Raw genomic sequence first — 22,377 nt, forward strand, 5'->3', positions numbered from 1 at the left:
TAGCTATTTACTTGTTGTAGGTCTTTGAAAAGCGCTCGCAGAGCCAGCCATCAAATATTGCTCTTTTAGAGATTGGATTGGCAAGACTCAAGAAAATTTCTTATATAACGGGTCGTAAAACATCGTCCGTAGGTAGGGTCGGGCGGGGAGAGTCACTTCCATATTTCTGTCTATAAAAAAGCGATTGTTAGTATTCAAATTGTGTGCTTATGTCTCCATCACAACCAACTGATTTAACTTTAGATAAAGCTTTAACCCTCTTAAAATCCTATGATTGCGTCAAAGTAACTAATACCAACCCTTTGGTAGAACTAGAAAAAATTCGCAGTAGCTTACTATTAATCACCAGTTTATCAACATCACAAAATATAGGAGTTTGCGCCGATAATTTTCAGCAAGGCTTCGCTGCCTTAACTAGTTACTTAGAAGCTTTAGGCTATCAAAGTAATTTAGAGCGAGAAAATATGGCTCATAGTTCCGAACCAATTTATCTCAAATTTAGTACACAAAAAATGTCTTATTATTCCAGCAAATATACAGAACATTACCGAGGAGTTCTAATTGCTTGCCAAAGTGAAGATGATGCGATCTCTGGAGTGTATGGTCATTTCCCTTTAGATCTATTTAATATTAGTTTGGAATCAAATTCTTAGCTTAATCTAATTAACCTTATTTCAGCAAAATATAAGGTTTCTAAATTAACTAATTGTTTATGAGCATCTAATAAAAGATCGATACAGTAATCATTGCACTAATAAAATTTATACCTGTAAGCTTCTTGGCTCCAATGTCAACACCAAATAATTGCGATCGCTTGGAAAATTTGCCTAGAAAATTGAAAAACCCAAATGATTGGCAACAGGTCTTTCTCGCATTGGTATTTTGGTGTGTATTGGGGCATTTAAGATGGTAAATTTATTAGCGCGATTAACTACTAAAGTACTAGAACCGCCACCGTCTAAATTCAAAGCGCGATCGCATCCCAAATTAATAAAAAGCTCGGCTAACTCTGCTAAAGTTACCCCTTCACTATAAAAAGGTTGCTTGCCATCAACTACTAACAACCATAGCTTTTTGCCAGTAGAATCTATACCCACAGCAGAACGACCGTAATTATCTTGATTATCTTTAACTATCCTAAGACCATCTTTGACTAATAATTCTCTGCCCGCAATTCCCCAAACTGTATTTGGGGGACAAGATTTTTCGTGAATAGTAGTTAAATTAGACCCAGAAAAACACAATACATTCCAGCGATCGCCTTTTTTGCCATAGGGTTTGCCACGAAAAATATTTTCGCCTAAAGCATTAGCAATTTCGCCATTTCGAGGATAAAAACTCCAAGGACTATCTTCAGCAAAAGGATAAAAAAAACTACCATTAATTGCTAATTGTAAATTATATTTTTTCACAAACCTAGAGGTACTTAAAGCTAAATTGCTCTCTTCATTAACAGTTGGAGTGATAAAAGGTTTTATATGAGAATTATTTAGATTTATTGCTACCTGATGAACTATGTAAGGACGAGGAGCGGAAAAAACTTTTCTCTGGTAAATAATATCATTAAATAGTTGTTGCTGGATATTAGTTCGAGGAGGACGCTGACTAACGCACCAGCCGTAAAAAACTAAAGGTAAGAGTAAAATAATTATAATTACAGTCCGCAAGATATTTATTTGTTTTGAATTCATTCTTTTCTAGAAAAAGTCTCTTAATTCTAGTAGCTACGATAACAACTATTTTGGCGAGTCATGCTATTTCTGTGATGTTATTTGCTAGCCTGGGTAAAACATCCACTAATAGTGGTTGGAATTATGTTTTAGCTCTCTATATTTTTCTAGCCACCATTGCGATAACAGACTATTTGACCCTAATCACTTCCAGGCGATCGAACTTATTTAAGCTAATTTCCACTCTCTTGAGTGGTGCTTTATTAGGTTTTTATTATGGTGGTATTGCAGCAGATAATAATTCCCAAATTGCCATAATTGGCGCGGTATTATTCAGTATTATTTTTGCTCTTGAATATTGGCGAAAATCTTATTTCTTACCAATAATAGTTACTCTTATTGCTGCTATTTCTGCCTATGGCTTTGCTTTTGTCTTAATTACTCAAGCAATATCTTTATTGAGCGTTGCTGCGATAATTCCTGGAGCGTTCTGGAGTATATTTGGTGGAATCTATACGATCTTGGCAACCAATCTAGCGATCGCCAGCATTAATACCCACAACAACTAAATTGTTGCTGGCAAAAGAGTTCTGATGAACTAAAAAAAGCTAAAATAAACTACGAAAAGCATTTTAAGCTCGTCTTATCTAAGTATTTATGTCCGATTTAATTATATTTTGGCATCGTAATGATTTAAGAATTTCTGATAATGTCGGATTGAGCGCAGCAACCCATAAGACAAAAAAAGTAGTAGGTTTATTTTGCTTGGACAGCAATATTCTCGATCGCGATGATATCGCCCCAGCTAGAGTCAAGTACATGATTGGCTGCTTGCAAGAATTAGAAGCAAATTATCGACAACTTGGCAGCCAATTAATTATCGTTCGAGGTCAACCAGAAACCGCTATTCCTTTGGCAGCAGAAACTATTAAAGCAACGGGAGTATATTGGAATTTAGATGTCGAACCCTATTCTAAAAAGCGCGATCGCCTCGTTACCCAAGCATTGGAAGAAAAAGGTATAGCAACTAAAACTTTTTGGGATCGATTGTTACACCCCCCAGGAGAAATTTTAACTAAATCGAGCAATCTTCCCTATAAGGTATATACTCCTTTCTGGCGTAGTTGGAGTCAGCAGAAAAAATCTACTCCCAAGAATGGAATCGAAACATTAACAGGATTGAATGACGATCGAGTAGCCGAAAAAGCTGGAGCGATCGCTTTACCTACAGCTAAAGATTTAGGTTATGAATGGGAATATCCCTTAATCCTTGCCCCAGGGGAAACTGCTGCTCAAGAAAAGCTCGAAGAGTTTTGCGATCGCAATATCTATAGTTACGATGAAGACCGCAATATTCCTTCCCTCGATGGTACATCTCAACTAAGTGCTGCTTTGAAATTTGGCGCGATCGGCATTCGTACTGTATGGCAAGCTACCCTTGAGATTGCGGAAAACTGTCGCAGTGATGAAGCTAAAAACGGGGTAGTTACCTGGCAAAAAGAACTAGCTTGGCGAGAATTTTATCAACAATGTTTGTTTTTCTTTCCCGAACTAGCCGAAGGTGCTTACCGCGACGAATTTAAAGACTTTCCTTGGGAAAACGACACCACCAAATTTCAAGTTTGGTGTGAAGGTAAAACAGGCTATCCTATTGTCGATGCAGCTATGCGTCAATTAAATGAAACGGGTTGGATGCACAATCGCTGTCGGATGATTGTAGCTAGTTTTTTAACTAAAGATTTAATTATTGATTGGCGTTGGGGGGAAAAATATTTTATGCAGAAACTTTACGATGGAGATCTTGCAGCCAATAATGGCGGTTGGCAATGGAGTGCCTCTAGCGGTATGGACCCCAAACCCCTGAGAATTTTTAATCCCGCTTCCCAAGCTGCTAAATTCGATCCAGATGGGGAATATATCCGTCAATGGTTGCCCGAAATTAGTTCGATGGATACGGAATATTTAGTAACGGGTAAAATACCACCTCTAGAAAGGGCTAGTTACGATTATCCCCAACCTATAGTGGATCATAAGGTACAGCAGCGCAAATTTAAGGAGCTTTATAAACAACAAAAAGGTCAATAAACTATTGATTCTGCCTAGGTACTTATTAAGACTCTATTTTTAATTCCAAACCAAACTCTAAAGGTTCATAACCAATATCGATTTCTGCTGCTTCTACTTGCGCCCGCAATTTATTAAACATTTCCAAACCATCGGGGCGCAAAATCAAAATTAAATACTGTTCTTCTTTATTAGCTTCCAATTCCGCAATAGTTTTTCTTAAGGGAGATTCTTCATCATATAAATCCGCTCTTGGGGCAAATTCTTTACTAGGATGAAGTACAAAACCATCTTTACGAGCTTCTATATAAATAGGAGCTTTTTCCTTATTTGAGCCTTGACTATCTTCGTCAACTTTAGCTACGACTACCGCCTCTTGGGGTTCGAGAGCTTGAGTAGTCATCACAATAATCAATAGAATCAGCGTACCGATGGTACAGGCTAAAACTGAGAGAAAGGGGAATAGTTCTATATTGGTTTGTTGTTTGCGAGAAAGACTGCGCCGAGACATATGGATCGTACTAGATTTAGAAATTAGGGTGAGTTAAGTTATTGGTTCGTAGGTAGTGGGTAGTGGGTAGTAGATAGTAGGTTTTAATAACTTTTCTAATTGTTATTGTTTATCTGTTGTTGCTATTATCTTGTTCTACTAAAGTAATGCGACGGGGTTTGTTAAGTTGTTGGAGAATGGGTTGCATCTGTGCCAAGTTGTCTTTTAAGGCTCTTAAAACACTTTCTAGTTGGGCGGTTTTTTCTAAAGAACTAAAACTTCTCTCCAAACCTTGTTGAATGTTTTGAAAGTCAGACATTTTTTGAGTAGCAATTTCCAAAGAACCAACTCTGCTTTCTAAAACTCTGGCAGCATTTTCCAACTGTTGGCTAATACCTTGGGTTTGAAGGTTAAGATTGTCCGCTGCTACTCGATTTTTGCTCCTAATTTCTTCGATAATCCCTCTAATTTGCCCGACAAGTTCTTGGTTAGCTTGTTGTTGTTGGGTAAAGAAACCTAAAAACTCTTGGCGATCGCGATTGCTTTGCTGTCTGATTTGGTCTACTTGAGCGATTACTTGGGAACTAACATCTTGTACTTTACTAATCTCGTCAATAAAGCCCGTAGCTAAATTTCTTGCTGCCCGTTCGGCATAGCTGTGAGCGGGTTGAATTAAATCTTGAGGATTGGGGAAATGTTCTTTAATTGCTCCTTCAATGGCGCGATCGATCGTTTCTGGATCTACTTGTCCGCTTGGTTTTTTCAAACGGGGTAATAATTTGTCGTTAATAAAGACATCAATACCGAGCAACAATCTAGATTCATAACGTTCTACCAGTACCAAAGGAATCATCACTAAAACGCTGAGAAATAGGGCAAGCAAAGTAGTATCAAAAGCCAAACCCAAACTAGTCGTAACGTTACCAATACCACCTTTAATCGCTTCCACATCTCCCGAAGTTTTTAGTACTCCCGAAAAACCACTAACCGCTCCACTAATCCCAATTACCGTACCAACAAAACCAAGTAGAGGAATCGCCCATACTAAAATTCGAGGAACGGTATAGGAAGACTCGGAAGCAGAAAGATAAAAAGAGGAATCATCTAAAGCAAATTCATTAGCAGTAGTGCGATCGCCAGTTCTAATATATGTACGGAGAATGCGAGCGCAACGCAAGGCAACTAAATTGCCATCTTTCATCAATCTTTCTTGGAAATAAGCTACTTCGTGAGCGTCTGGCTTGTCCAAAGGAATATGATCGGCAATCCAAATCTTTTCCAAGGCACTGTACTCAGTTTTTAGCAAATATATTTTCAAGCCAATAAAAGCAATTACGATGGAGGTTAGAGCAACTACAACAAATTGAACGAATTGAGCTTGTCCTTGATCGTATAGTAACTTCCCTATGTAAGACTCTCTAAATAAAGGAATTATGCCCACTACGAGATAAACAACTAAAAAAATTGCTGTTGCGATCGCTGCTAGCAATCTAGAATCTACTTCTAATTCCTGACGTTTAGAATTTCGAGGAAGAGATTTCTTAATTTTCTTGGGTCTAAATTTGCTCATATTAATATTTCAGATTTTCGGGTATGCTTGGCTGCTACGGGCTTTCTTTTCGATCTTATGATTGTCAGTAATAGCTTATCTTTAAGTCTTCAGTCAATTAATTATTACAACTCTCGATTGCTAATGGTGGGAATTTGGCGATCGTTTTCACCGAATATTTACTGAAAATATACAAATCGGCTACTCCTTTATTTCACTTATCAAATTCAAGTAAAAATAATAATTAAACAAAGATCGTCAAAGTTGAGTAGCCAAGAGACTCAAGGTTTTTTAAAACTAGTAACTAAAAGTAAGATTACGCCAATATTTATTGATATGTCAGCTACGTTAAATACAGGAAAATTGATTAAACGAAAATCCAAAAAATCAACTACATAACCAAACAAAAAACGATCTATACCATTTCCTACAGCCCCCGCTAAAATAAATCCATATCCTAATTGTTCTAATAAACTCAATCTATGGCTATACCAAACAAAAGCAACTAATATTAGACTAACAACTAGAGAAATCCAACGTAATATTTCCACCTGTCCGCTAAAAAAGCTAAAAGCTGCACCAGTATTGATCACATAAGTTAGATGAAATACTCCTTCCCACAAGGGAAAAGTAGTATTGATGGTTGAAAATTCTCGAACTACCAAGTATTTAGTTAGCTGATCGAAAATAATACCGACAATTGCAACTAACCAAAAAATTCGTTTGCGCTTCATTAATTTGTTTTTCATAACATCATTAAGATAAATAAAAACGGAACTGAGTTATAATTGTTAAGAAATTTTGAGCTAACGACACAAAAGTCTATAGACCAATCCTTATGTCTCTTCCTATTCGCAACATTGCAATTATTGCCCACGTAGATCATGGCAAAACCACTTTAGTAGACGCATTTCTCAAACAATCGGGTATTTTCCGCGAGGGCGAAGACGTACCAGATTGTGTCATGGACTCTAATGACCTCGAACGAGAGCGAGGCATTACCATTCTGTCCAAGAATACAGCAGTTAAATATAAAGACACTTTAATTAATATTGTCGATACTCCAGGTCACGCCGATTTTGGTGGCGAAGTAGAACGAGTATTGGGAATGGTAGACGGTTGCGTGCTAATCGTCGATGCGAACGAAGGTCCAATGCCTCAAACCCGCTTCGTACTTAAAAAAGCTTTAGAGAAAGGCTTGCGTCCCATTGTGGTGGTTAATAAAATCGATCGCCCCCGCGCCCATCCTGACGGTGCAGTAGATAAAGTATTTGATTTGTTTGTCGAACTTGGTGCGGACGACGATCAGTGTGACTTTACTACTCTTTATGCTTCTGGTTTACAGGGCTTTGTCAAGGAACAGTTAGAAGATGAAGGGGAAGATATGCAGCCTTTATTTGAGGCGATTATTCACCACGTTCCACCGCCAGCAGGGGATATAGAAAGACCTTTACAATTGCAAGTAACCACCCTAGATTATTCCGATTATTTAGGTCGCATTGTTATTGGTAGAATCCATAACGGAACGATTAAAGCAGGTCAACAAGCAGCATTAGTTAAAGAAGATGGCAGCCTGGTTAAAGCCAAGATTTCCAAATTAATGGGCTTCCAAGGACTGGCTAGAGTAGAACTTCCAGAAGCAAGTGCGGGTAATATCGTTGCTGTAGCGGGTTTTGCCGATGCCAACATTGGAGAAACTATTACTTGTCCTAACGAACCCGATGCTTTGCCTTTAATTAAGGTAGACGAACCTACTCTACAAATGACCTTCTCCGTCAATAATTCTCCCTTTGCAGGACAAGAAGGAGATTATGTTACTTCCCGACAAATTCGCGATCGCTTGATGCGAGAATTGGAAACTAATGTGGCACTCCGCGTCGAAGATGGAGATTCGGCAGAAAAATTCCTCGTTTCTGGTCGAGGAGAATTACATTTAGGTATTTTGATTGAAACTATGCGTCGCGAAGGTTATGAGTTTCAAGTATCTCAGCCTCAAGTAATTTATCGCGAAATCAACGGTAAGCCTTGCGAACCCTATGAGTATTTGGTTTTAGACGTTCCTGAAGCTGCTGTAGGTAGTTGTATCGAACGCCTCGGACAGCGTAAAGGGGAAATGAAAGATATGCAGAACAACGGCGCACGGACTCAACTGGAGTTTGTGATTCCTGCAAGAGGTCTGATTGGTTTTAGAGGCGATTTTGTGCGCATCACTCGCGGAGAAGGAATTATGAATCATAGTTTCTTAGAATATCGTAATTTCTCTGGGGAATTGGAAACTCGTTACAACGGAGTTATTACTGCTTTTGAAGAAGGTGTAGCAACTTTTTATGCCCTCAAAAATGCTGAAGATCGCGGTGTATTCTTTATTACTCCTGGTACTAAAGTTTATAAGGGCATGATTGTTGGAGAACACAATCGCCCTCAAGACTTAGACCTTAATGTTTGTAAAGCCAAGCAGCTAACCAACCATCGTGCAGCTAGTGGTGACGAACTAGTACAACTTCAAGCACCTACAGAAATGAGTTTAGAACGTGCTTTAGAATATATTGGTTCTGACGAATTGGTGGAAGTAACTCCCGAATCTATTCGCTTGCGCAAGTTAAAAACTAAGAAGTTGGCTAAGAGATAACTAGTGATAATTAGTCATTAATAATTAGTTTTTGTAAAATTAACTAAGGTGGTCTTAATGACCACCTTTTTCATTATCTTATCTTTAATAATTACTCGATCGCTTCAGTTTCTGAAAATTCTAATTCTAAACTATCTCTACCTATAGTTTCTAGATGTAATTCCCATTTAGGAGGACTGCTGACTGAATTGTATTGGTATGTTGCCAAACATTGTTTTTTTTGATTAAAAATATTGAGACTATAGCCATATTTGCGAACTACAGTACCAAATCGATTGACAAAACGATAGCGTCCAAAATAATCTAACAAAGTCCATAATTGCCAATTAACAGTGATATTAATTTGTTGTTTTTGAGGATAAGTCAACCAGTTTTGAATTAAGTTTCCCCCAAAGGGATCGAATTGTTCTGCTGCCCACCAAATACTTGCTTGAGGTAAATCTGGATTCCGATCTTGCTTGGCAACTCGATCGATCTTTGGCTCGTCTTTAATTCTTAGTTCGACAGATTTGGGAGGCGATAACAATAGATCTTTTTGATAATTACAAGTTACGATCGCCAGGGAATTATTGTTAACAGCGGATTGAAGAGCGATCGCCGATTTAGTAATTAATAAAACAGATAAACTCACTGAATGAATCAGCAATAGAAAATAATATCTATTCATAAAGAATTTAATAGTTTTTGCCAAATAAAAAGAAAACTAGTGGTTTTTATCTAAATAAGCCTAACTGGCTAATATTTAATTATAATTAAATCTTTTTTAAATTTTAAAAGTAATACAAGCTACAACTATTATTAAGTAGTACTTTGAGGGAATAATCAAAGTTTTTTTAGTAGGTGTGATAACACACATCGACCAAACCTAAAACGACCCAGAAGCTCTATTTTTTGAATTAAATTCGATTTCAACTCGATTGCAATTAGTCTATTGGTTTGGGAAATTATTGCTTCATCCTATAATTTTTTGACAATATTTTTAAAAGGATAAGTGGGAAGGTAAAATTAAATATAAAATAGTTGTAGGAGGGGTTAGGGTGTAGGGGTCAGGTAAAAGAGCGACTACTTAGGTTTTATAAATTATTTAGCCTACCTACTTATAAAAATTGAACTTTTTGCCATAAATTCATCGAGCGGATCGAAGATACAGCAGTTTGCATAGCTAATTGATACAGACATTAATCTGTAGCGTGGGCGACGCGAAGCGAGTGTGACCCAAGGGGATACTTTAGTGCCTTTAGGGCTTTAGTGCATTGCCCACACTACTATTCAGCAAGCAGCGATCGTGTTTTGTCCCAGATTGAAACGCAAACTGCTGTACATACAAAAATAGACAATCTTTAATTAGATTGTCTGGTAATTATGAATATTTTACCTACTTGATAAATTGTAAAAGTCAAACTACAATTTTGCCGCTCCAGCCATTTATTAAAGTAAACGGAAGTGACAATTTTTAAAGCAGAATTGCTAATTCTACCAATGCTCTAAAATAACGCGCGACAAATTTATTCCTATTTCCCTACTCCCCAATTGCCTTATTTCTCCGAACTCTCTGTAGTCAATTTAAACAAAAACAGTATTAGATCTCGATCTTCTATATTGCATCTTCAAGATTATTTAAGCTTGGTAGAAGAAGTTATCAATCAATTGTTACTTGTTTTCGATCTCCTGTCGATTTATCTTCTGGTAGCATTAAGTCTGCATTAGTTTGAATTAAATCACTTTCTGGTAATTCTAGACTGCCACTGGGTTCTTTGAGTTTTAAGCACAATTCAAATAAAACTTCTGCTAGATCGCTACGGGACACTTTTCCCGTTGATAAGTCGTTGAAACTAGCATCGAGCTTATCGTTAATTTGTTGTTTTAACAATTTTATTTCTCGTTCTAGAATATCTTTAGAACGATCTACTTCCATCTTTAAATTATTATTTTGGGCTTTAAAACTGTCTTGAATATAATTAAGATGGTTTTGGGTATCTCCAGCAAGATTAGTTAGTTTTTGCTCGATTTCATGTTTTTCTTCTTGATTAGAAGCATTTATATACTTAATTTTTTTATTTAAAGAATTAGCAAAAGAGTCAATTTTTCGATTCAATTTATTTTCTAAAACTTTAAAAGTTTCTTCTAATGATGATTCTAATTTTTGATAATTGTTTTCTAAATAGTTTAATTTGAGTTCGTATTCTTTTAATTGGCGATTATATTCTTCGAGTCTATCGCCAAACAGTAGTTCTTGTAATTGTTCTATGTTACCTAATTTTTTACGTATTTCTGCCTTGGTTATATCGTTCATAACTAATCTCTTCTCGAACTTTAATAATCAATTACAAATTATATTTTAGTAATCATATAAATGATACATCACAATAGTTAGAGCAAGGCTAATTTTGATCAATACTTGTTAGAGAATATAATATTTATTTATAATGTAAATTGCTACTCCATATCTAAATTAGATTTTAACGGAAGTTTCACAACAATTGTAGTTCCTCCATTTAATTTACTATCAACCGATATAGAACCTCGATATAACTCTACTGCTTTATTGACAATAGACAATCCTAATCCCGTACCAGGAGTATTTCCTACATTACTGGCTCGATAAAAAGATTCAAATAAATGTTTCTGGGATTCTTCAGGAATACCTATTCCTCGGTCTTTGACTTCAATAACAAGTTCTAGAGAATCATTATTTTCTACATTAAATATTGTTAGCTCTACAGGTGTATTGCCAGGAGAATATTTTAGAGCATTCGATAATAAATTATTGAAGATATTTTGTAGGGTAATACGATCTAAATAAAGAGTATCGATGGTAACTAAATATTTAAAATTAATTTTTCGCTTTGCATAAATTGAAGTAAGACCTTGAATTATTTGCTGACAAAAGCTCTCTAAATCTAAAGGTACTAATTTTAACTTTTGCTTGCCTGATTCTGCCTTACTGACAATCAGAACATCTTCCAATAATGAGTTCATATTCAAAGCAGCTTCTTGAATCGATCGCAAATAAAAATCTTTTTCCGAATTGTTTAGATTCTCTCCTCCGACGAGATTTTGGACGCAAAGTAAAATACTACTTAGAGGATTGCGAAATTCATGGGAAGCCATCGAAATAAACCCCGACTTCAATTGTCTCAATTCCTTTTCCCTAGCTAAAGCTTTCCGAATTTCGAGTTCTGCTTTTTTCCTAGCTGTAATATCTCTGCCGATATAAACACAATTGAAAAAATTTTTGATTTCTGTGGGGGCAATAAAACAATCAAACTCTATTTGAATTGATTGCTTTCTGTCATCTGTAAAGCTAACTTCGATTTTTCTAACAGTATCTTTAGAAGATAATAAATAATTATAGATTTCCTGATGATTGAAATTACAATCGTGAATAATATTATCAATCGAACTATCAATGAGTTCTGATTTTTTACGCCCGAATAAATCTACAGTAGATCGATTAACTCTCTCGATAATGCCAGCAGGACTAGTTATTAATAAAACGTCTCTCATGGAGGCGATAATCTTGTTGGTACAGTATTCAAATCTTTGTAGCTTATTGAGGGCAATTTCCGCTTCATTAAGCTTCTGCATTGAAGACTGCCTTAGCAATACTAATTCTGTAACGTCTTCTAAAAAAAGAATCAAACTTTCTGTTAGAGACTTTATATATAAATTAAAATAGCAAGTTTCATTTTCTTCTCGCTCGCGAGAAATACTTTCTAAAATAAAACTTTCTTTTTCTCCCAAGAGTATTTCTTGGCACATTGCTTCTAAACCGATTAATTCGGGAAATCCTCTTCTAATATCTTCTTTTACAGCAATAGTTTGTTCGGCATATTTTTGAATATTAGGAGAAAAACCGACAATAGTGAAATCTCTATTAAATGATACGTACTCTTGATTGTCAATAACTGGTATTAAATCCACAATAGAATTATTGCTAGCTTTATTGAGACATTGATTTAGATACTCCGAACGAAATAAAAATGCTGGGCGAAATTTAAAATTCAATTAAATATTCGCGATTGAATCTTATATTAAGAATAGTAGATTGAAATCAAAAGGCGATCGCAATAGGGATGTATTTCTTAATTGCGATCGCCTTTGAGAAACTATGATAACTATTGATTGATATCATTAAATAATCCAAGCCAAATATTATTAGCTCGCGATTAATAGCTATTTTTTAACGGTAGCGTTTTTTGCGACGAGCAATTGCTTTGCGTTTGCGCTTTTCAATTGGTGTCTCGTAGTGACGACGACGTTTTATATCTGCAAAAATACCTGCTTTGGATACTTGACGTTTAAATCGACGTAGTGCAGATTCTATGTTTTCGTTTTGTCCAACAACCACTTGGGTCATTAAAAATCATCCTCCTTGTTTGATTGTTACAAATTACTAAATATATTGTATATATTCTTCACTGTGGATCAGCTGATTGAAGCTGAGTTTTCCATTATAACCCTGCAACAAATAACCAAATCTATATTTAGGCTGAATATAAGACTCTAATTGTTATTTTTATCAGTTAATATTCCCACCCATAACATATTACAGTATCGAGCAATATCAACAAACCAACCCTCATCCAAGATCGATTCTAGTGTAAAAAGTGGCGAGTACCACTTAAAACCATAACCAAGCCTAATTCGTTAGCAGCAGCAATGGAATCCCGATCGCGAATCGAACCTCCTGGTTGAATAATGCAGCTAATACCAGCAGCAGCAGCAGTACGCACTGAATCATCAAAGGGGAAGAAACCATCGCTAGCTAAAATTCCCCCTTTAGCTGCTTCTCCAGCTTGTTCGAGGGCAATTTTAACCGCACCGACGCGATTCATTTGTCCCGCACCAATGCCCAACGTAACGCGATCGCGACTGACTAGAATAGCATTAGATTTAACGTGCTTGACGAGTTTTTGGGCGAACAGCATTTCAGCAATTTGTTCGGGGGTTGGTTGTTTTTCCGTCACGATTTGCCAGTCATCGGGGTTTTCAATTTTATCGTCGCTGGCTTGAACCAAAAAGCCTCCCGCGATCGCTTTGATGGTTTCTGGTTGTCCCTCAGTTAAATCTGGCAAAATCAAAATTCTTAACTTAGACTTAGCTTGCAGTATTTCCTTAGCTGCATCATCGCAACCAGGAGCAACTACACATTCCAAAAAGGTTTTCGTCAAAGCTTTGGCAGTGGCTGCATCAATCGGTTGGTTTAAAGCGACAATACCGCCAAAAGCCGAGACATTATCCCCATTAAAAGCCTTTTCATAGGCTTCAGCCAAAGTACTTCCTATAGCTGCACCACAAGGATTAGTGTGCTTCAAAACTGCTGCTGCGGGTTCTGAAGGATCGAATTCCGTAATAATTCGCCTTGCTGCTTCTAAATCAACCAAATTATTGTAACTTAGCTCTTTTCCTTGCAATTTGGTCGCCGATGCCCACCCCGATACTACCGTACCAGTTTGATACCACGCTGCACCTTGATGGGGGTTTTCGCCGTAACGTAAAGATTGAACTTTTGTGCCAGCTACACTGTAGCTATCGCCAAGATTGTCAGTAGAATTTAGCTGGGTAAAATAAGCAGAAATAGCGCGATCGTAACTGTTAGTATGGGCAAATGCTTCTCCTGCCATGCACTGGCGAAATTCTAGAGATACTTCACCCTTAGTAGCTTCATATTCTGCTAGATAGTTATTATACTGACTGGGACTACATAACACTGTTAAGTATTTAAAATTTTTAGCTGCGGCGCGAATTAAGGTAGGACCGCCAATATCAATTTTTTCGATCGCTTCTGTTACCGTTACATTTGGCTGGGCAATAGTTTGCTCGAAAGGATAAAGATTAACCACTACCAAATTTAAAGGTCGAATATCATTAGCTTCCAAGTCGGCAATGTCTTCGGCTAAATCTTGACGAGCCAAAATTCCTCCATGAATGCGGGGATGGAGAGTTTTTACCCTTCCTCCTAAGATTTCGGGAGATCCCGTATAGTCGCTAACTTTAGTTACAGAAATACCAGCGTCTTGTAGGGTTTTTGCCGTACCACCACTACTAACAATTTCAAATTGAAACTTCTCCACTAAAGTTTTAGCAAGTTCGACAATACCAGTTTTATCGGAAACACTTAATAGGGCTAAACGACTCATATCTTGCTCTTATTTCAAAAGTTAGGCATTACAACAGTTAGAACAGCTAAAACAGTTTCAAGCGATCGACAGTCGATTTTCTTGAATTTAAAACTACTATTTTTCTGTTAAAGCTTAAGTTTTGTCCGAACTATCAGCATTAATTACCTTATGCTATTTTGCCTCTAATGTGAATTATGTAATGGAAGCTAAAAAAATTGTGTTTTTTTTAGAAATAAATAAGGTTTAAGGCTTCATTTTGGGAAAGATAGGTTAAAGAGTTTAAAAAAATTGCCATACTATCGTGTTAAACCAAAATTTATTATTAAAAACCATCTTCTTAGCTGCTAGTCTGCCGATTCTCATGGGAGGAAATCATGTCTCGGCTAGCACCATAAAACCTGTTTCTGATTCATCTATCAAGCCCAATCTTATCGCTCAAGCCAGCACCCATAGAGTCCGACTGGGAGATACTCTGTGGGGGATTAGTCGTAGATATGGCATTAGTATCGGGCAACTAGTAAATCTCAATCCCAAATTGCAATCGCGTCCCAATTTAATTTACGTTGGTGAAACTTTAAATGTTAGAGGTGTTGCCTATAATCCTCGACCTCAATATAGACCACAACCCAAACCCCAGCCTCAATATAGACCTCAAACTCAATACAGACCCAAACCCCAGCCTCAGCCAATTGTAGTTCCCCCTACACCTAAACCTCAACCCCAAGTGGCTGTTACGCCTCAACCCAAACCCAGACGCTTGAGTACTTTTAATCTGCCATCGGAACGCAGAACTCTCAAAACTAGTATTGGAGCAAATCGCGGGGGAAAAGTATGTACGGAAAGCCAAAGCGATCGCTTGAGAACTTTATTACCCGAAAATAACTTTGGTTGGACTTTATATGATTATCCACAGTTTTTCTGGTACTCGCCAAAATTTGAAGCTAAATCTTTAAATGAAATAGAAGTATACTTTATGCTGGGTGAAGTTCAACGCATTAAAGATAACGGCAAAATTATTGAAGAATTAGGAGAAGAACCTTTATACGAGGCAGAATTGACTCAATTGCACAAAGATAGGGCAGAAATTGTCAGTTTTACTTTGCCTCCTGATGCCGAACCTTTGGAAGAAGGGAAAGAATATGAGTGGGAAGTTGTGGTAAATTGTCCTTCTGGCAGTAATATTACTGCTAGCGGCAGAATCAAAAGACTTTCCACCGAAAATGAAGAACTTAGCAGCCAACTAGAAAATGCTACCATTGAAGAATATCCAGCGATTCTAGCCGAAGCAGGGGTTTGGTATGATGCGCTGCAAATTATTACAGGGTTGATGCGAGATAATCCAGAAGACGATATCTTACAGCAAGATTGGCAGAATGTTCTAGAATTAATTGAATTCAAAGCATCCAAAGAGCTTCCAATTCAGTATATCGAGCCAATTTACGGAGAGCAAATCGGTCAAAACTAAACATAAAGGATGAGGGACTTTTTAAGAAATGAGGGATGGGAGAAAGTAAAAAGTAAGAAGTAAAGAGTAGCTTCCCTGTTTGCGCTTATTTATCTCCTAGTCTCATTGTCACCCAGTCAAGAAACTAACAACCTTTCTAGAGGGAATTGAATATAACGGGGGATCTCAGTCTAAAATAGGTAAAGTTATGATAAGTACGCAAAAACAATATTGATTAATTTCGGAGTTTATTAAACCTATGTCTTTAATTGCTCAAAGCTTAGCTAGCTTTCTACAAATTTACTGGGTATTATTAATTGTTAGAATTCTACTTTCTTGGTTTCAGACTGCGGAGTGGGCTGGCACGATTATTTCTTACCTTAGCCCTATTACCGATCCCTACTTGAATATTTTCCGCTCGATTATCCCGCCTTTGGGAGGAATCGATTTTTCGGCGATTTTGGCTTTATTCTTGCTACAGTTCGTTCAAAGCAATGTGAATAGCTTGGCATATGTCCTAAGCAACAATTCTTACGCTATGGGATTCTGAAACTAGTTGTCATATTCAAAATCATCGTAATAGTAAGGACGAACTTTGCCTGCAAATCCAGACGCTTTAAAGTTTTTCAACGTAAGAGGCGTTGGTTGATTTGCAGGAACGCTTACTCTAATTTCAAAATCGCTCGTACCTGGGGGTACTTCTTCGATAGTGCCAATTCGCCCCCTGTTTTCAAAAGTAGAATTGCCATCCGCATCATAAATACGTCCGAAAACGTCGGCATCTACTACAGTTTTTCCCGAAATATTTTTGGCTTTTCCCTTGATGGTAAAGCAATTTGCAGGTCGGATATCGCCACTGGTAACGCTACCTTTAGCTTCATCGCCAGCGCAGGGTTCGTAGGAAAGATTGCTTATTTTAATTGAAGTCATGGCTTCAGCAGGAGGAGTTGCAATCCAGCTACTCAACCAAAGGAAGGTGGCAAGTAGTAATACGGCGAAGGTTCTAAGTTTCATTGTTAAAAGTTTGGCTAAAAATATAGTGAAATGGCTAACAAGACTTACAATACCTGCGCCCTCAACCAAGCAATGGGAAGAGCCAGGGTTTTCTTGGTTTTGGAAACAAAAGCTCGTTGGTTAAAAACATCATAATTATTGGCTTCAATTTCACTCAAAATTCCTTGATATAGCATCAGAGAAGCCCAAACTGGCAAGCGAGAATCGCGAATTAGATAGCGAATCCCAGACTCGGCTTTTTTGTAATAGTCTCTGGCGCGAGCGATTTGAAATTTCATTATCCCCTTCCAACGCTCATCGTTAACACCAGTAATCAATTCTGCTTCGGTGTAATTAAAGGCATGGAGATCTTCGAGGGGTAAATAAATGCGATCGCGCTGTACGTCTTCTCCTACATCTCGCAAAATGTTGGTCAATTGCATTGCCAAACCCAGAGCGATCGCTTCTTCCGTCGGAACGTAAATCGGCTTGTCTTTTTCCCAAGGAACGCCATTGGCATCCGCCCCAATACCTAAGACAGCATTAGACATCAAGCCTACTGTACCAGCAACCCGATAGCAATAAAGTTCTAATTCTGCAAAAGTTTGATAGCGATTTTGCACCAGATCCATTTGCTGCCCTGCAATCATATCTCTGAAGGGTTGAATGCCCATCGGATAGCGTTGGATTGTATCTACTAAAGCTACATCTGTATCATCTAAAGGATGTCCTGCAAAAATTGACTCTAGTTGTTGTTCCCAAGCTATGAGAGTTTCTTTGGTAGTAAACTCAGCTTTTGCACCATCTACTAATTCGTCCGTCAGGCGACACCAAGCATATATAGCCCAGATTGCCTTGCTTTTCTCTTTTGGCATTAATAATGTGCCGAGATAAAAAGTCTTAGCGTATTCTGCCGTAATTTGGCGACAGAGTTCGTAAGCCTCGTCTACCGAGACTAAATTCTTTTTCGTTTTTGATTTTGGTAATTGCAACATTCAGAAGCAAACGGGAGATACTGTCTTTTTTTGGGCAGGATATAAAGGAATTTTATGTCCGTGTTTGCTTTAGCCAATTAACATTGTCTCATTCAATTAGCGTCAAACAGACAAACAACGGACAAGATATATTAAACACCAACGGCGGTCTTTTCTCGGTCAACTTGATTGTTGACGGGATAATCTTCCGCGATCGCATTGGCTGCTAGTTTACCAGAAAGTACAGCGCCTTCCATACTTCCTAAATATTCTTGCTTAGTATAACTGCCAGCGAGGTAAAAATTATCGATAGGAGTTTTTTGGGTGGGTTTGAGAGATTGAGTACCCGCTACCGCACGATAGACAGAACGGGGTGTTTTAACTACTTTGGATTTTAGTAGTTTGGCTCGATTGTCGCCATCAAAGTGTTGGGGGAATAGTTTGCTTAATTCCATCATGGTTGCTTCAATAATATCCTCGTCAGATCTGGCAATCCAATCTTTAGCGGGTGCTAGAACTAGTTCTAACATCGATTTATCGGGATCGGCATATTCTTTACAAGTGTTACTCATGTCCGCATAGACGCTGAGTAAAGGAGAGCGAGAAAAGAGAAGATGATCGATTTCCGTAATCTTGCGATCGAACCACAGATGCAAGTTGATTACTTCTACCCCTTCTAGCTTGGACATTTTCTGAAAGAAGGTTTGTTCTTTCCACTGTTCGGGTAACATCAGTTTTAAAGCATCCACAGACATTGCCGAAACGTAGGCATCTGCCTTTAGTACTTCATCTGACGCACCGTTCAAACCTCTAATGAGGAAACCGTTAATTTCCCCGTTTTCATCGGTCATAATTTTTTTGAGGGGCGCATTCAGTCTGACTTCGCCACCCCTTTCGGTGATGTAATCCACCACAGGCTGACACAATCTTTCAGTGGGAGAGCCATCGAGGAAAGCTACTTTAGAACCATAACGTTCTTGTAAAAAACGATTAATAGCTGTTAGGGGAATAGTGGCAGAAACATCTTCGGGATTAATAAAAGTTAGAGCTTTGGAAGCAGCAATAAAAATATCGCTATTGACTCGCTCGTCAATCCCCTGTTGTTCTAGCCAATCCAGCAAGTCATACTTATCCATATCTTCCACATATTGTTGTCCTCGAATAATGGCGGGAAACAAACCAATGGCAAACTTGAACTTTTGCGTCCAAGTTAACATATCGTTATTGCGGAGAATGGAAACAATTACATTAAAAGGTGCGGGAATATCGGGAACATCAAACCAAGAATATGTCCCAGGTTTTTCTGGCTGATTAAAGATTAGGGCGTGTCGCTTCCATTGCAAGCGATCTTCGATACCCAATTCGGTCATCAACTGAATCATGTTGGGATATGCCCCAAAAAAGACGTGCAAACCAGTTTCATACCAGTCTCCATCTTCATCTTTCCAAGCAGCTACTAAGCCACCCAGCACATCTCTACGTTCTAATACTATGGGTTCGTGTCCTGCATCGACTAAATACTTGGCACAGGCTAACCCTGCTAATCCTGCTCCGGCGATCGCAACTCGCATTTAATATACTTATCTCAAATAATGGTTTTACACAAAGTTGTCGCTGTAATGCGCGACTTAATTTGATTATTATACTTTGCATTTTGTAACAATTGTTAATTGTCGTTGGTTAATTGTTATTGAAATGACTGGGAATCGTTTTTGGCAACTCGATCGAAGTTTGGGTTTTGCCTCAGAAAAACTTTAATTTTACTGGTTAAAACTTATTTGAAAAATTACTTGACAAGTATGGGTAAATAATTGCTATTATGTCTATGTCGAAAACGTTGGGGTGTCGCCAAGCGGTAAGGCAGCGGTTTTTGGTATCGCCATTCCTAGGTTCGAATCCTAGCACCCCAGTCCAAATAATAAAATTAAAATTATAGAACAGCTAATTTTCCTTAAATATTAAACATTTGGCTAGGAAAAAGAGAAAGGAAAAAATATATTCTTGGACTTTTTTTGGTTTTTGATTATGTGTTTATTTATCTTCAAAAACTATGGTTTTCTAAGTTGACGAGGTTTAATTTCGAGAATTATCTCAGAGAATTTTTACGATTTAATAGTAGATCGAGCAGATGTACTTGCCAATTGAGATTTATTCATTTTGACAATCCAGCTACCTTGTCCAAATTCACAGTTTAATTCTTGCAGACAATTAAATTGTTCTCGATTAATAATACCGTCTGCCGTCACTGTCATTCCTAAACTATGGGCTGTTTGTATTGCAGCGGTATAAATTTCTTTTGCCGATCGCTTGGTGGTAATTTGCTGTAATAATAAGTTATTTATTTTTAGATTGTCGATTGCTATATTGTGTTCTTTAGCTAAAGTTAAAAAATAAGTACCCAAATGATCGATACTGGTAGAAATAGATAATTGTTGAATATTTTTCAGGTTTTTAATAGCGATCGCTTTATTCTCGGAAAAGGCTCGCTCGCTAATCGCAATCTCAATGCGATCGGGTTCTAGTTGATATTTAGAGATCATTTTGGCGATCGATATTGGTAGATCGGACTGGAGGAATTGCCAGGTTGATAAATAAATTGATATTTTAAATGAAGAATCTAAATTGTCGTTAGATTTAGTTAAAAAAGATTTTTGATATTTACCAAGTCGTTCTCCTACTCCTTCTAGCAAATAATTATTTAATCGAGCGATAAATCCAGTATCAATTGCTAGCTCGGCAATTTTTTCCAAATCTAACTTGGTTTCAGAGTTAAGATTCCAAGCTATTTTAGCTGCTAAACTGACTATTTTGCTTGAGTTTAAGGAAATAATTGGCTGGTAGTCGATATTTAAACTCTTGTTGGTTAATGCTTTAATAAAATCTAATTTAAGTTTTGATTCCTTTAAAGTTTGGATTTGAATTGATCGCTCGAATATTTGATAATTTCCATAACCTTGAGTTTGCGCTTCTAACAAAGCATGACGAGCATCACATAAAATTTGTTCGGGATTTTGATAAGCGCAATCGCCGATGACAATACCGCAACTAGGATTGAGAAAAAATTCTTGTTGGTTAATTTTAAATGGTAATTTTAGTTCTTCTTGTAGTTTACTTATTTTATCAATTATAATATCAATATTTTCTAGATTAATATTCTCAATAAATACGCCAAATTCAGTTTCGTTTAATCTACCTAAAATACTAGAATGGGTCACAAATTTTTCGATCTTATTACTAATATAAATCGAACATTGATTTTCGACTTTTGCCATTAAAATACTTTGATAAAGTTTCAAGCGATCGCATTGTAAAATTAGAAAAGCAAAAAAGTTCTGATTTCCCTCGTATTTCTTTAAATTTTGTCTGAGTTGTCCGACAAAAGCAATTCTAGTTTTAAAGTTAGTAATCGGATCGATTAAAGAATTTTTCAAATAGCGATCGTTTGACTGCTGTAGTACTTTATTATGATTGATTAGTTTTTGATTAACTATATATAATTTTTTTTGCAAATCAATAATTTGTAGTTGATTTTCTACTCTAGCCAAGACTTCTTCAACTTGAAAAGGCTTAGTAATATAGTCCGAACCTCCTATCTGAAAACCTTTAACTTTATCTGATACATCATTTAAAGCACTAATAAAAATCACAGGAATATTAGAAAATCTTTGGTCTTGTTTTAGCTGTTCGCAGACTTCATAGCCATTGATATCTGGCATATTAATATCTAAAAGTATCAAGTCAAATTGATTTACTACTAAAGACTGTAATGCTAAAGTTCCACTAATTGCTCTGCGAGTTGTATAGCCATGTTTGCTCAACATATTAGAGAGCAGACGCAGATTATCGAGATTATCGTCTACTATTAAAATTGTAGAATTGGCAGGATTAAAAGATAGATACTTCATATTAATAAAATAATTAAATTCCAAGAAAGATTCTAAATATTCTCCTGAGTAGAACGCACAATCAAAGCTAATTGATAGTTATTCAACCATTGTTGTAAGGTCTAATAAGATTGGAATCTGACTTACTGACAAAAAGACAAACATTTCAGGGTGATTTTTTCTGGCTCATTATTAAAGACAACTAGAATAGTAAACTCAGCAAAATCTAATCTCATCAAGAGAGAATAGAGATCTCGCCTAGTGTTATCTTTCCCATTTGTAATTAAAAACCACCATGCTGAAAATCGCCGATCTGCATATTTTCTAAATTACTAAAATGAAATACTTAAATAATTTGCTACACAAGAATGATCTTGGTGACTGGTGACTGGGTATTGTTCCTAATCCCTATTCCTTATACCAATTCTCTATAACAATGCACTAAATAAAAAATTCTTCTTTTGTACCTTTGCGTCTCTGCCCAGAACACGAAGCTGGGCTTGCCCCGTTTGGCTCGGGGTAAACGGCTTTGCGAGAAACAAAATCCCAACAATA

Annotated in this window: 19 protein-coding genes and 1 tRNA gene; 7 read left to right on the forward strand and 13 right to left on the reverse strand. The window is 37.1% G+C overall.

Features of this window, described 5'->3' with window-relative positions; all coding sequences use genetic code 11:
- Nucleotides 1–209 precede the first annotated feature (209 nt).
- Nucleotides 210–653, forward strand: coding sequence for a DUF1824 family protein (locus tag AC33VI_RS02945; RefSeq protein ID WP_491780779.1), 444 nt, complete (start codon nt 210–212; stop codon nt 651–653).
- A 174-nt stretch (nt 654–827) separates the two neighbouring features.
- Here the strand turns inward: AC33VI_RS02945 and AC33VI_RS02950 are convergent, their stop codons facing one another.
- Nucleotides 828–1,691: a phosphodiester glycosidase family protein gene (locus tag AC33VI_RS02950; protein WP_491780780.1), complete on the reverse strand. Its 864-nt coding sequence runs from the start codon at nt 1,689–1,691 to the stop codon at nt 828–830.
- Nucleotides 1,692–1,741: 50 nt separating this feature from the next.
- Between AC33VI_RS02950 and AC33VI_RS02955 the strand changes: the two genes are divergently transcribed.
- On the forward strand, nt 1,742–2,239 hold the full coding sequence (locus AC33VI_RS02955) for a hypothetical protein (RefSeq protein ID WP_491780781.1): 498 nt from the start codon (nt 1,742–1,744) through the stop codon (nt 2,237–2,239).
- 88 nt (nt 2,240–2,327) lie between these two features.
- Nucleotides 2,328–3,755: an FAD-binding domain-containing protein gene (locus AC33VI_RS02960; RefSeq protein WP_491780782.1), complete on the forward strand. Its 1,428-nt coding sequence runs from the start codon at nt 2,328–2,330 to the stop codon at nt 3,753–3,755.
- Between the two features lie 25 nt (nt 3,756–3,780).
- Here AC33VI_RS02960 and AC33VI_RS02965 read toward each other — a convergent pair whose 3' ends face one another.
- The 3 genes from AC33VI_RS02965 to lspA form a co-directional block, all read right to left on the reverse strand.
- Nucleotides 3,781–4,245 (reverse strand): hypothetical protein, encoded by a 465-nt coding sequence (locus tag AC33VI_RS02965; RefSeq protein WP_491780783.1) that lies wholly within the window; start codon nt 4,243–4,245, stop codon nt 3,781–3,783.
- Nucleotides 4,246–4,354: 109 nt separating this feature from the next.
- Nucleotides 4,355–5,794, reverse strand: a complete 1,440-nt coding sequence (locus AC33VI_RS02970; protein WP_491780784.1) for a MotA/TolQ/ExbB proton channel family protein — start codon at nt 5,792–5,794, stop codon at nt 4,355–4,357.
- Nucleotides 5,795–6,054: 260 nt separating this feature from the next.
- The gene (gene lspA, locus AC33VI_RS02975) at nt 6,055–6,522 is read right to left on the reverse strand and encodes a signal peptidase II (RefSeq protein WP_491780785.1); all 468 of its coding nucleotides are present in this window, start codon (nt 6,520–6,522) and stop codon (nt 6,055–6,057) included.
- A gap of 89 nt (nt 6,523–6,611) precedes the next feature.
- On the opposite strand from lspA, the gene typA reads away from it, so the two are divergent.
- The gene (gene typA, locus AC33VI_RS02980; RefSeq protein ID WP_491780786.1) at nt 6,612–8,402 is read left to right on the forward strand and encodes a translational GTPase TypA; all 1,791 of its coding nucleotides are present in this window, start codon (nt 6,612–6,614) and stop codon (nt 8,400–8,402) included.
- A gap of 91 nt (nt 8,403–8,493) precedes the next feature.
- On the opposite strand, the gene AC33VI_RS02985 is transcribed toward typA, so the two are convergent.
- The 5 genes from AC33VI_RS02985 to purH form a co-directional block, all read right to left on the reverse strand.
- Nucleotides 8,494–9,069 carry a hypothetical protein gene (locus tag AC33VI_RS02985; protein ID WP_491780787.1) on the reverse strand — a complete coding sequence of 192 codons (576 nt, stop codon included), beginning with the start codon at nt 9,067–9,069 and terminating at the stop codon, nt 8,494–8,496.
- Nucleotides 9,070–10,041: 972 nt separating this feature from the next.
- Entirely contained in the window at nt 10,042–10,695 is a 654-nt protein-coding gene (locus AC33VI_RS02990) for a hypothetical protein (protein ID WP_491780788.1), read from the reverse strand.
- Nucleotides 10,696–10,838: 143 nt separating this feature from the next.
- Nucleotides 10,839–12,326, reverse strand: a complete 1,488-nt coding sequence (locus tag AC33VI_RS02995) for a PAS domain-containing sensor histidine kinase (RefSeq protein WP_491780789.1) — start codon at nt 12,324–12,326, stop codon at nt 10,839–10,841.
- Nucleotides 12,327–12,585: 259 nt separating this feature from the next.
- Nucleotides 12,586–12,762, reverse strand: coding sequence for a 30S ribosomal protein S21 (gene rpsU / locus AC33VI_RS03000; RefSeq protein ID WP_006507325.1), 177 nt, complete (start codon nt 12,760–12,762; stop codon nt 12,586–12,588).
- A gap of 238 nt (nt 12,763–13,000) precedes the next feature.
- Nucleotides 13,001–14,545, reverse strand: a complete 1,545-nt coding sequence (gene purH / locus AC33VI_RS03005; RefSeq protein ID WP_491780790.1) for a bifunctional phosphoribosylaminoimidazolecarboxamide formyltransferase/IMP cyclohydrolase — start codon at nt 14,543–14,545, stop codon at nt 13,001–13,003.
- A gap of 283 nt (nt 14,546–14,828) precedes the next feature.
- Between purH and AC33VI_RS03010 the strand changes: the two genes are divergently transcribed.
- Both AC33VI_RS03010 and AC33VI_RS03015 read left to right on the forward strand, forming a co-directional pair.
- Entirely contained in the window at nt 14,829–15,992 is a 1,164-nt protein-coding gene (locus tag AC33VI_RS03010) for a DUF928 domain-containing protein (RefSeq protein WP_491780791.1), read from the forward strand.
- Between the two features lie 238 nt (nt 15,993–16,230).
- Entirely contained in the window at nt 16,231–16,521 is a 291-nt protein-coding gene (locus AC33VI_RS03015; RefSeq protein ID WP_491780792.1) for a YggT family protein, read from the forward strand.
- Between the two features lie 2 nt (nt 16,522–16,523).
- Here the strand turns inward: AC33VI_RS03015 and AC33VI_RS03020 are convergent, their stop codons facing one another.
- The 3 genes from AC33VI_RS03020 to pds form a co-directional block, all read right to left on the reverse strand.
- Nucleotides 16,524–16,985 (reverse strand): hypothetical protein, encoded by a 462-nt coding sequence (locus AC33VI_RS03020; RefSeq protein ID WP_491780793.1) that lies wholly within the window; start codon nt 16,983–16,985, stop codon nt 16,524–16,526.
- 44 nt (nt 16,986–17,029) lie between these two features.
- Nucleotides 17,030–17,959, reverse strand: coding sequence for a 15-cis-phytoene synthase CrtB (crtB, locus tag AC33VI_RS03025; protein WP_491780794.1), 930 nt, complete (start codon nt 17,957–17,959; stop codon nt 17,030–17,032).
- 131 nt (nt 17,960–18,090) lie between these two features.
- The gene (gene pds, locus AC33VI_RS03030; RefSeq protein WP_491780795.1) at nt 18,091–19,509 is read right to left on the reverse strand and encodes a 15-cis-phytoene desaturase; all 1,419 of its coding nucleotides are present in this window, start codon (nt 19,507–19,509) and stop codon (nt 18,091–18,093) included.
- Between the two features lie 267 nt (nt 19,510–19,776).
- Here pds and AC33VI_RS03035 point away from each other — a divergent pair.
- Nucleotides 19,777–19,848 (forward strand) — tRNA-Gln (locus AC33VI_RS03035).
- Between the two features lie 192 nt (nt 19,849–20,040).
- Here AC33VI_RS03035 and AC33VI_RS03040 read toward each other — a convergent pair.
- On the reverse strand, nt 20,041–21,843 hold the full coding sequence (locus AC33VI_RS03040; RefSeq protein ID WP_491780796.1) for an EAL domain-containing protein: 1,803 nt from the start codon (nt 21,841–21,843) through the stop codon (nt 20,041–20,043).
- Nucleotides 21,844–22,377 lie beyond the last annotated feature (534 nt).

It is taken from the genome of Waterburya sp., assembly GCF_058530065.1.

Coding starts and splice junctions, on each gene's coding strand:
- typA (WP_491780786.1), top strand. CDS start 6,612: ATGTCTCTTCCTATTCGCAACATTGCAATTATTGCCCACGTAGATCAT.
- pds (WP_491780795.1), bottom strand. CDS start 19,509: ATGCGAGTTGCGATCGCCGGAGCAGGATTAGCAGGGTTAGCCTGTGCC.
- AC33VI_RS03040 (WP_491780796.1), bottom strand. CDS start 21,843: ATGAAGTATCTATCTTTTAATCCTGCCAATTCTACAATTTTAATAGTA.
- AC33VI_RS02985 (WP_491780787.1), bottom strand. CDS start 9,069: ATGAATAGATATTATTTTCTATTGCTGATTCATTCAGTGAGTTTATCT.
- AC33VI_RS03015 (WP_491780792.1), top strand. CDS start 16,231: ATGTCTTTAATTGCTCAAAGCTTAGCTAGCTTTCTACAAATTTACTGG.
- crtB (WP_491780794.1), bottom strand. CDS start 17,959: ATGTTGCAATTACCAAAATCAAAAACGAAAAAGAATTTAGTCTCGGTA.
- AC33VI_RS02950 (WP_491780780.1), bottom strand. CDS start 1,691: ATGAATTCAAAACAAATAAATATCTTGCGGACTGTAATTATAATTATT.
- rpsU (WP_006507325.1), bottom strand. CDS start 12,762: ATGACCCAAGTGGTTGTTGGACAAAACGAAAACATAGAATCTGCACTA.
- AC33VI_RS02990 (WP_491780788.1), bottom strand. CDS start 10,695: ATGAACGATATAACCAAGGCAGAAATACGTAAAAAATTAGGTAACATA.
- lspA (WP_491780785.1), bottom strand. CDS start 6,522: ATGAAAAACAAATTAATGAAGCGCAAACGAATTTTTTGGTTAGTTGCA.
- AC33VI_RS03020 (WP_491780793.1), bottom strand. CDS start 16,985: ATGAAACTTAGAACCTTCGCCGTATTACTACTTGCCACCTTCCTTTGG.
- AC33VI_RS02960 (WP_491780782.1), top strand. CDS start 2,328: ATGTCCGATTTAATTATATTTTGGCATCGTAATGATTTAAGAATTTCT.
- AC33VI_RS02945 (WP_491780779.1), top strand. CDS start 210: ATGTCTCCATCACAACCAACTGATTTAACTTTAGATAAAGCTTTAACC.
- AC33VI_RS02970 (WP_491780784.1), bottom strand. CDS start 5,794: ATGAGCAAATTTAGACCCAAGAAAATTAAGAAATCTCTTCCTCGAAAT.
- AC33VI_RS02965 (WP_491780783.1), bottom strand. CDS start 4,245: ATGTCTCGGCGCAGTCTTTCTCGCAAACAACAAACCAATATAGAACTA.
- purH (WP_491780790.1), bottom strand. CDS start 14,545: ATGAGTCGTTTAGCCCTATTAAGTGTTTCCGATAAAACTGGTATTGTC.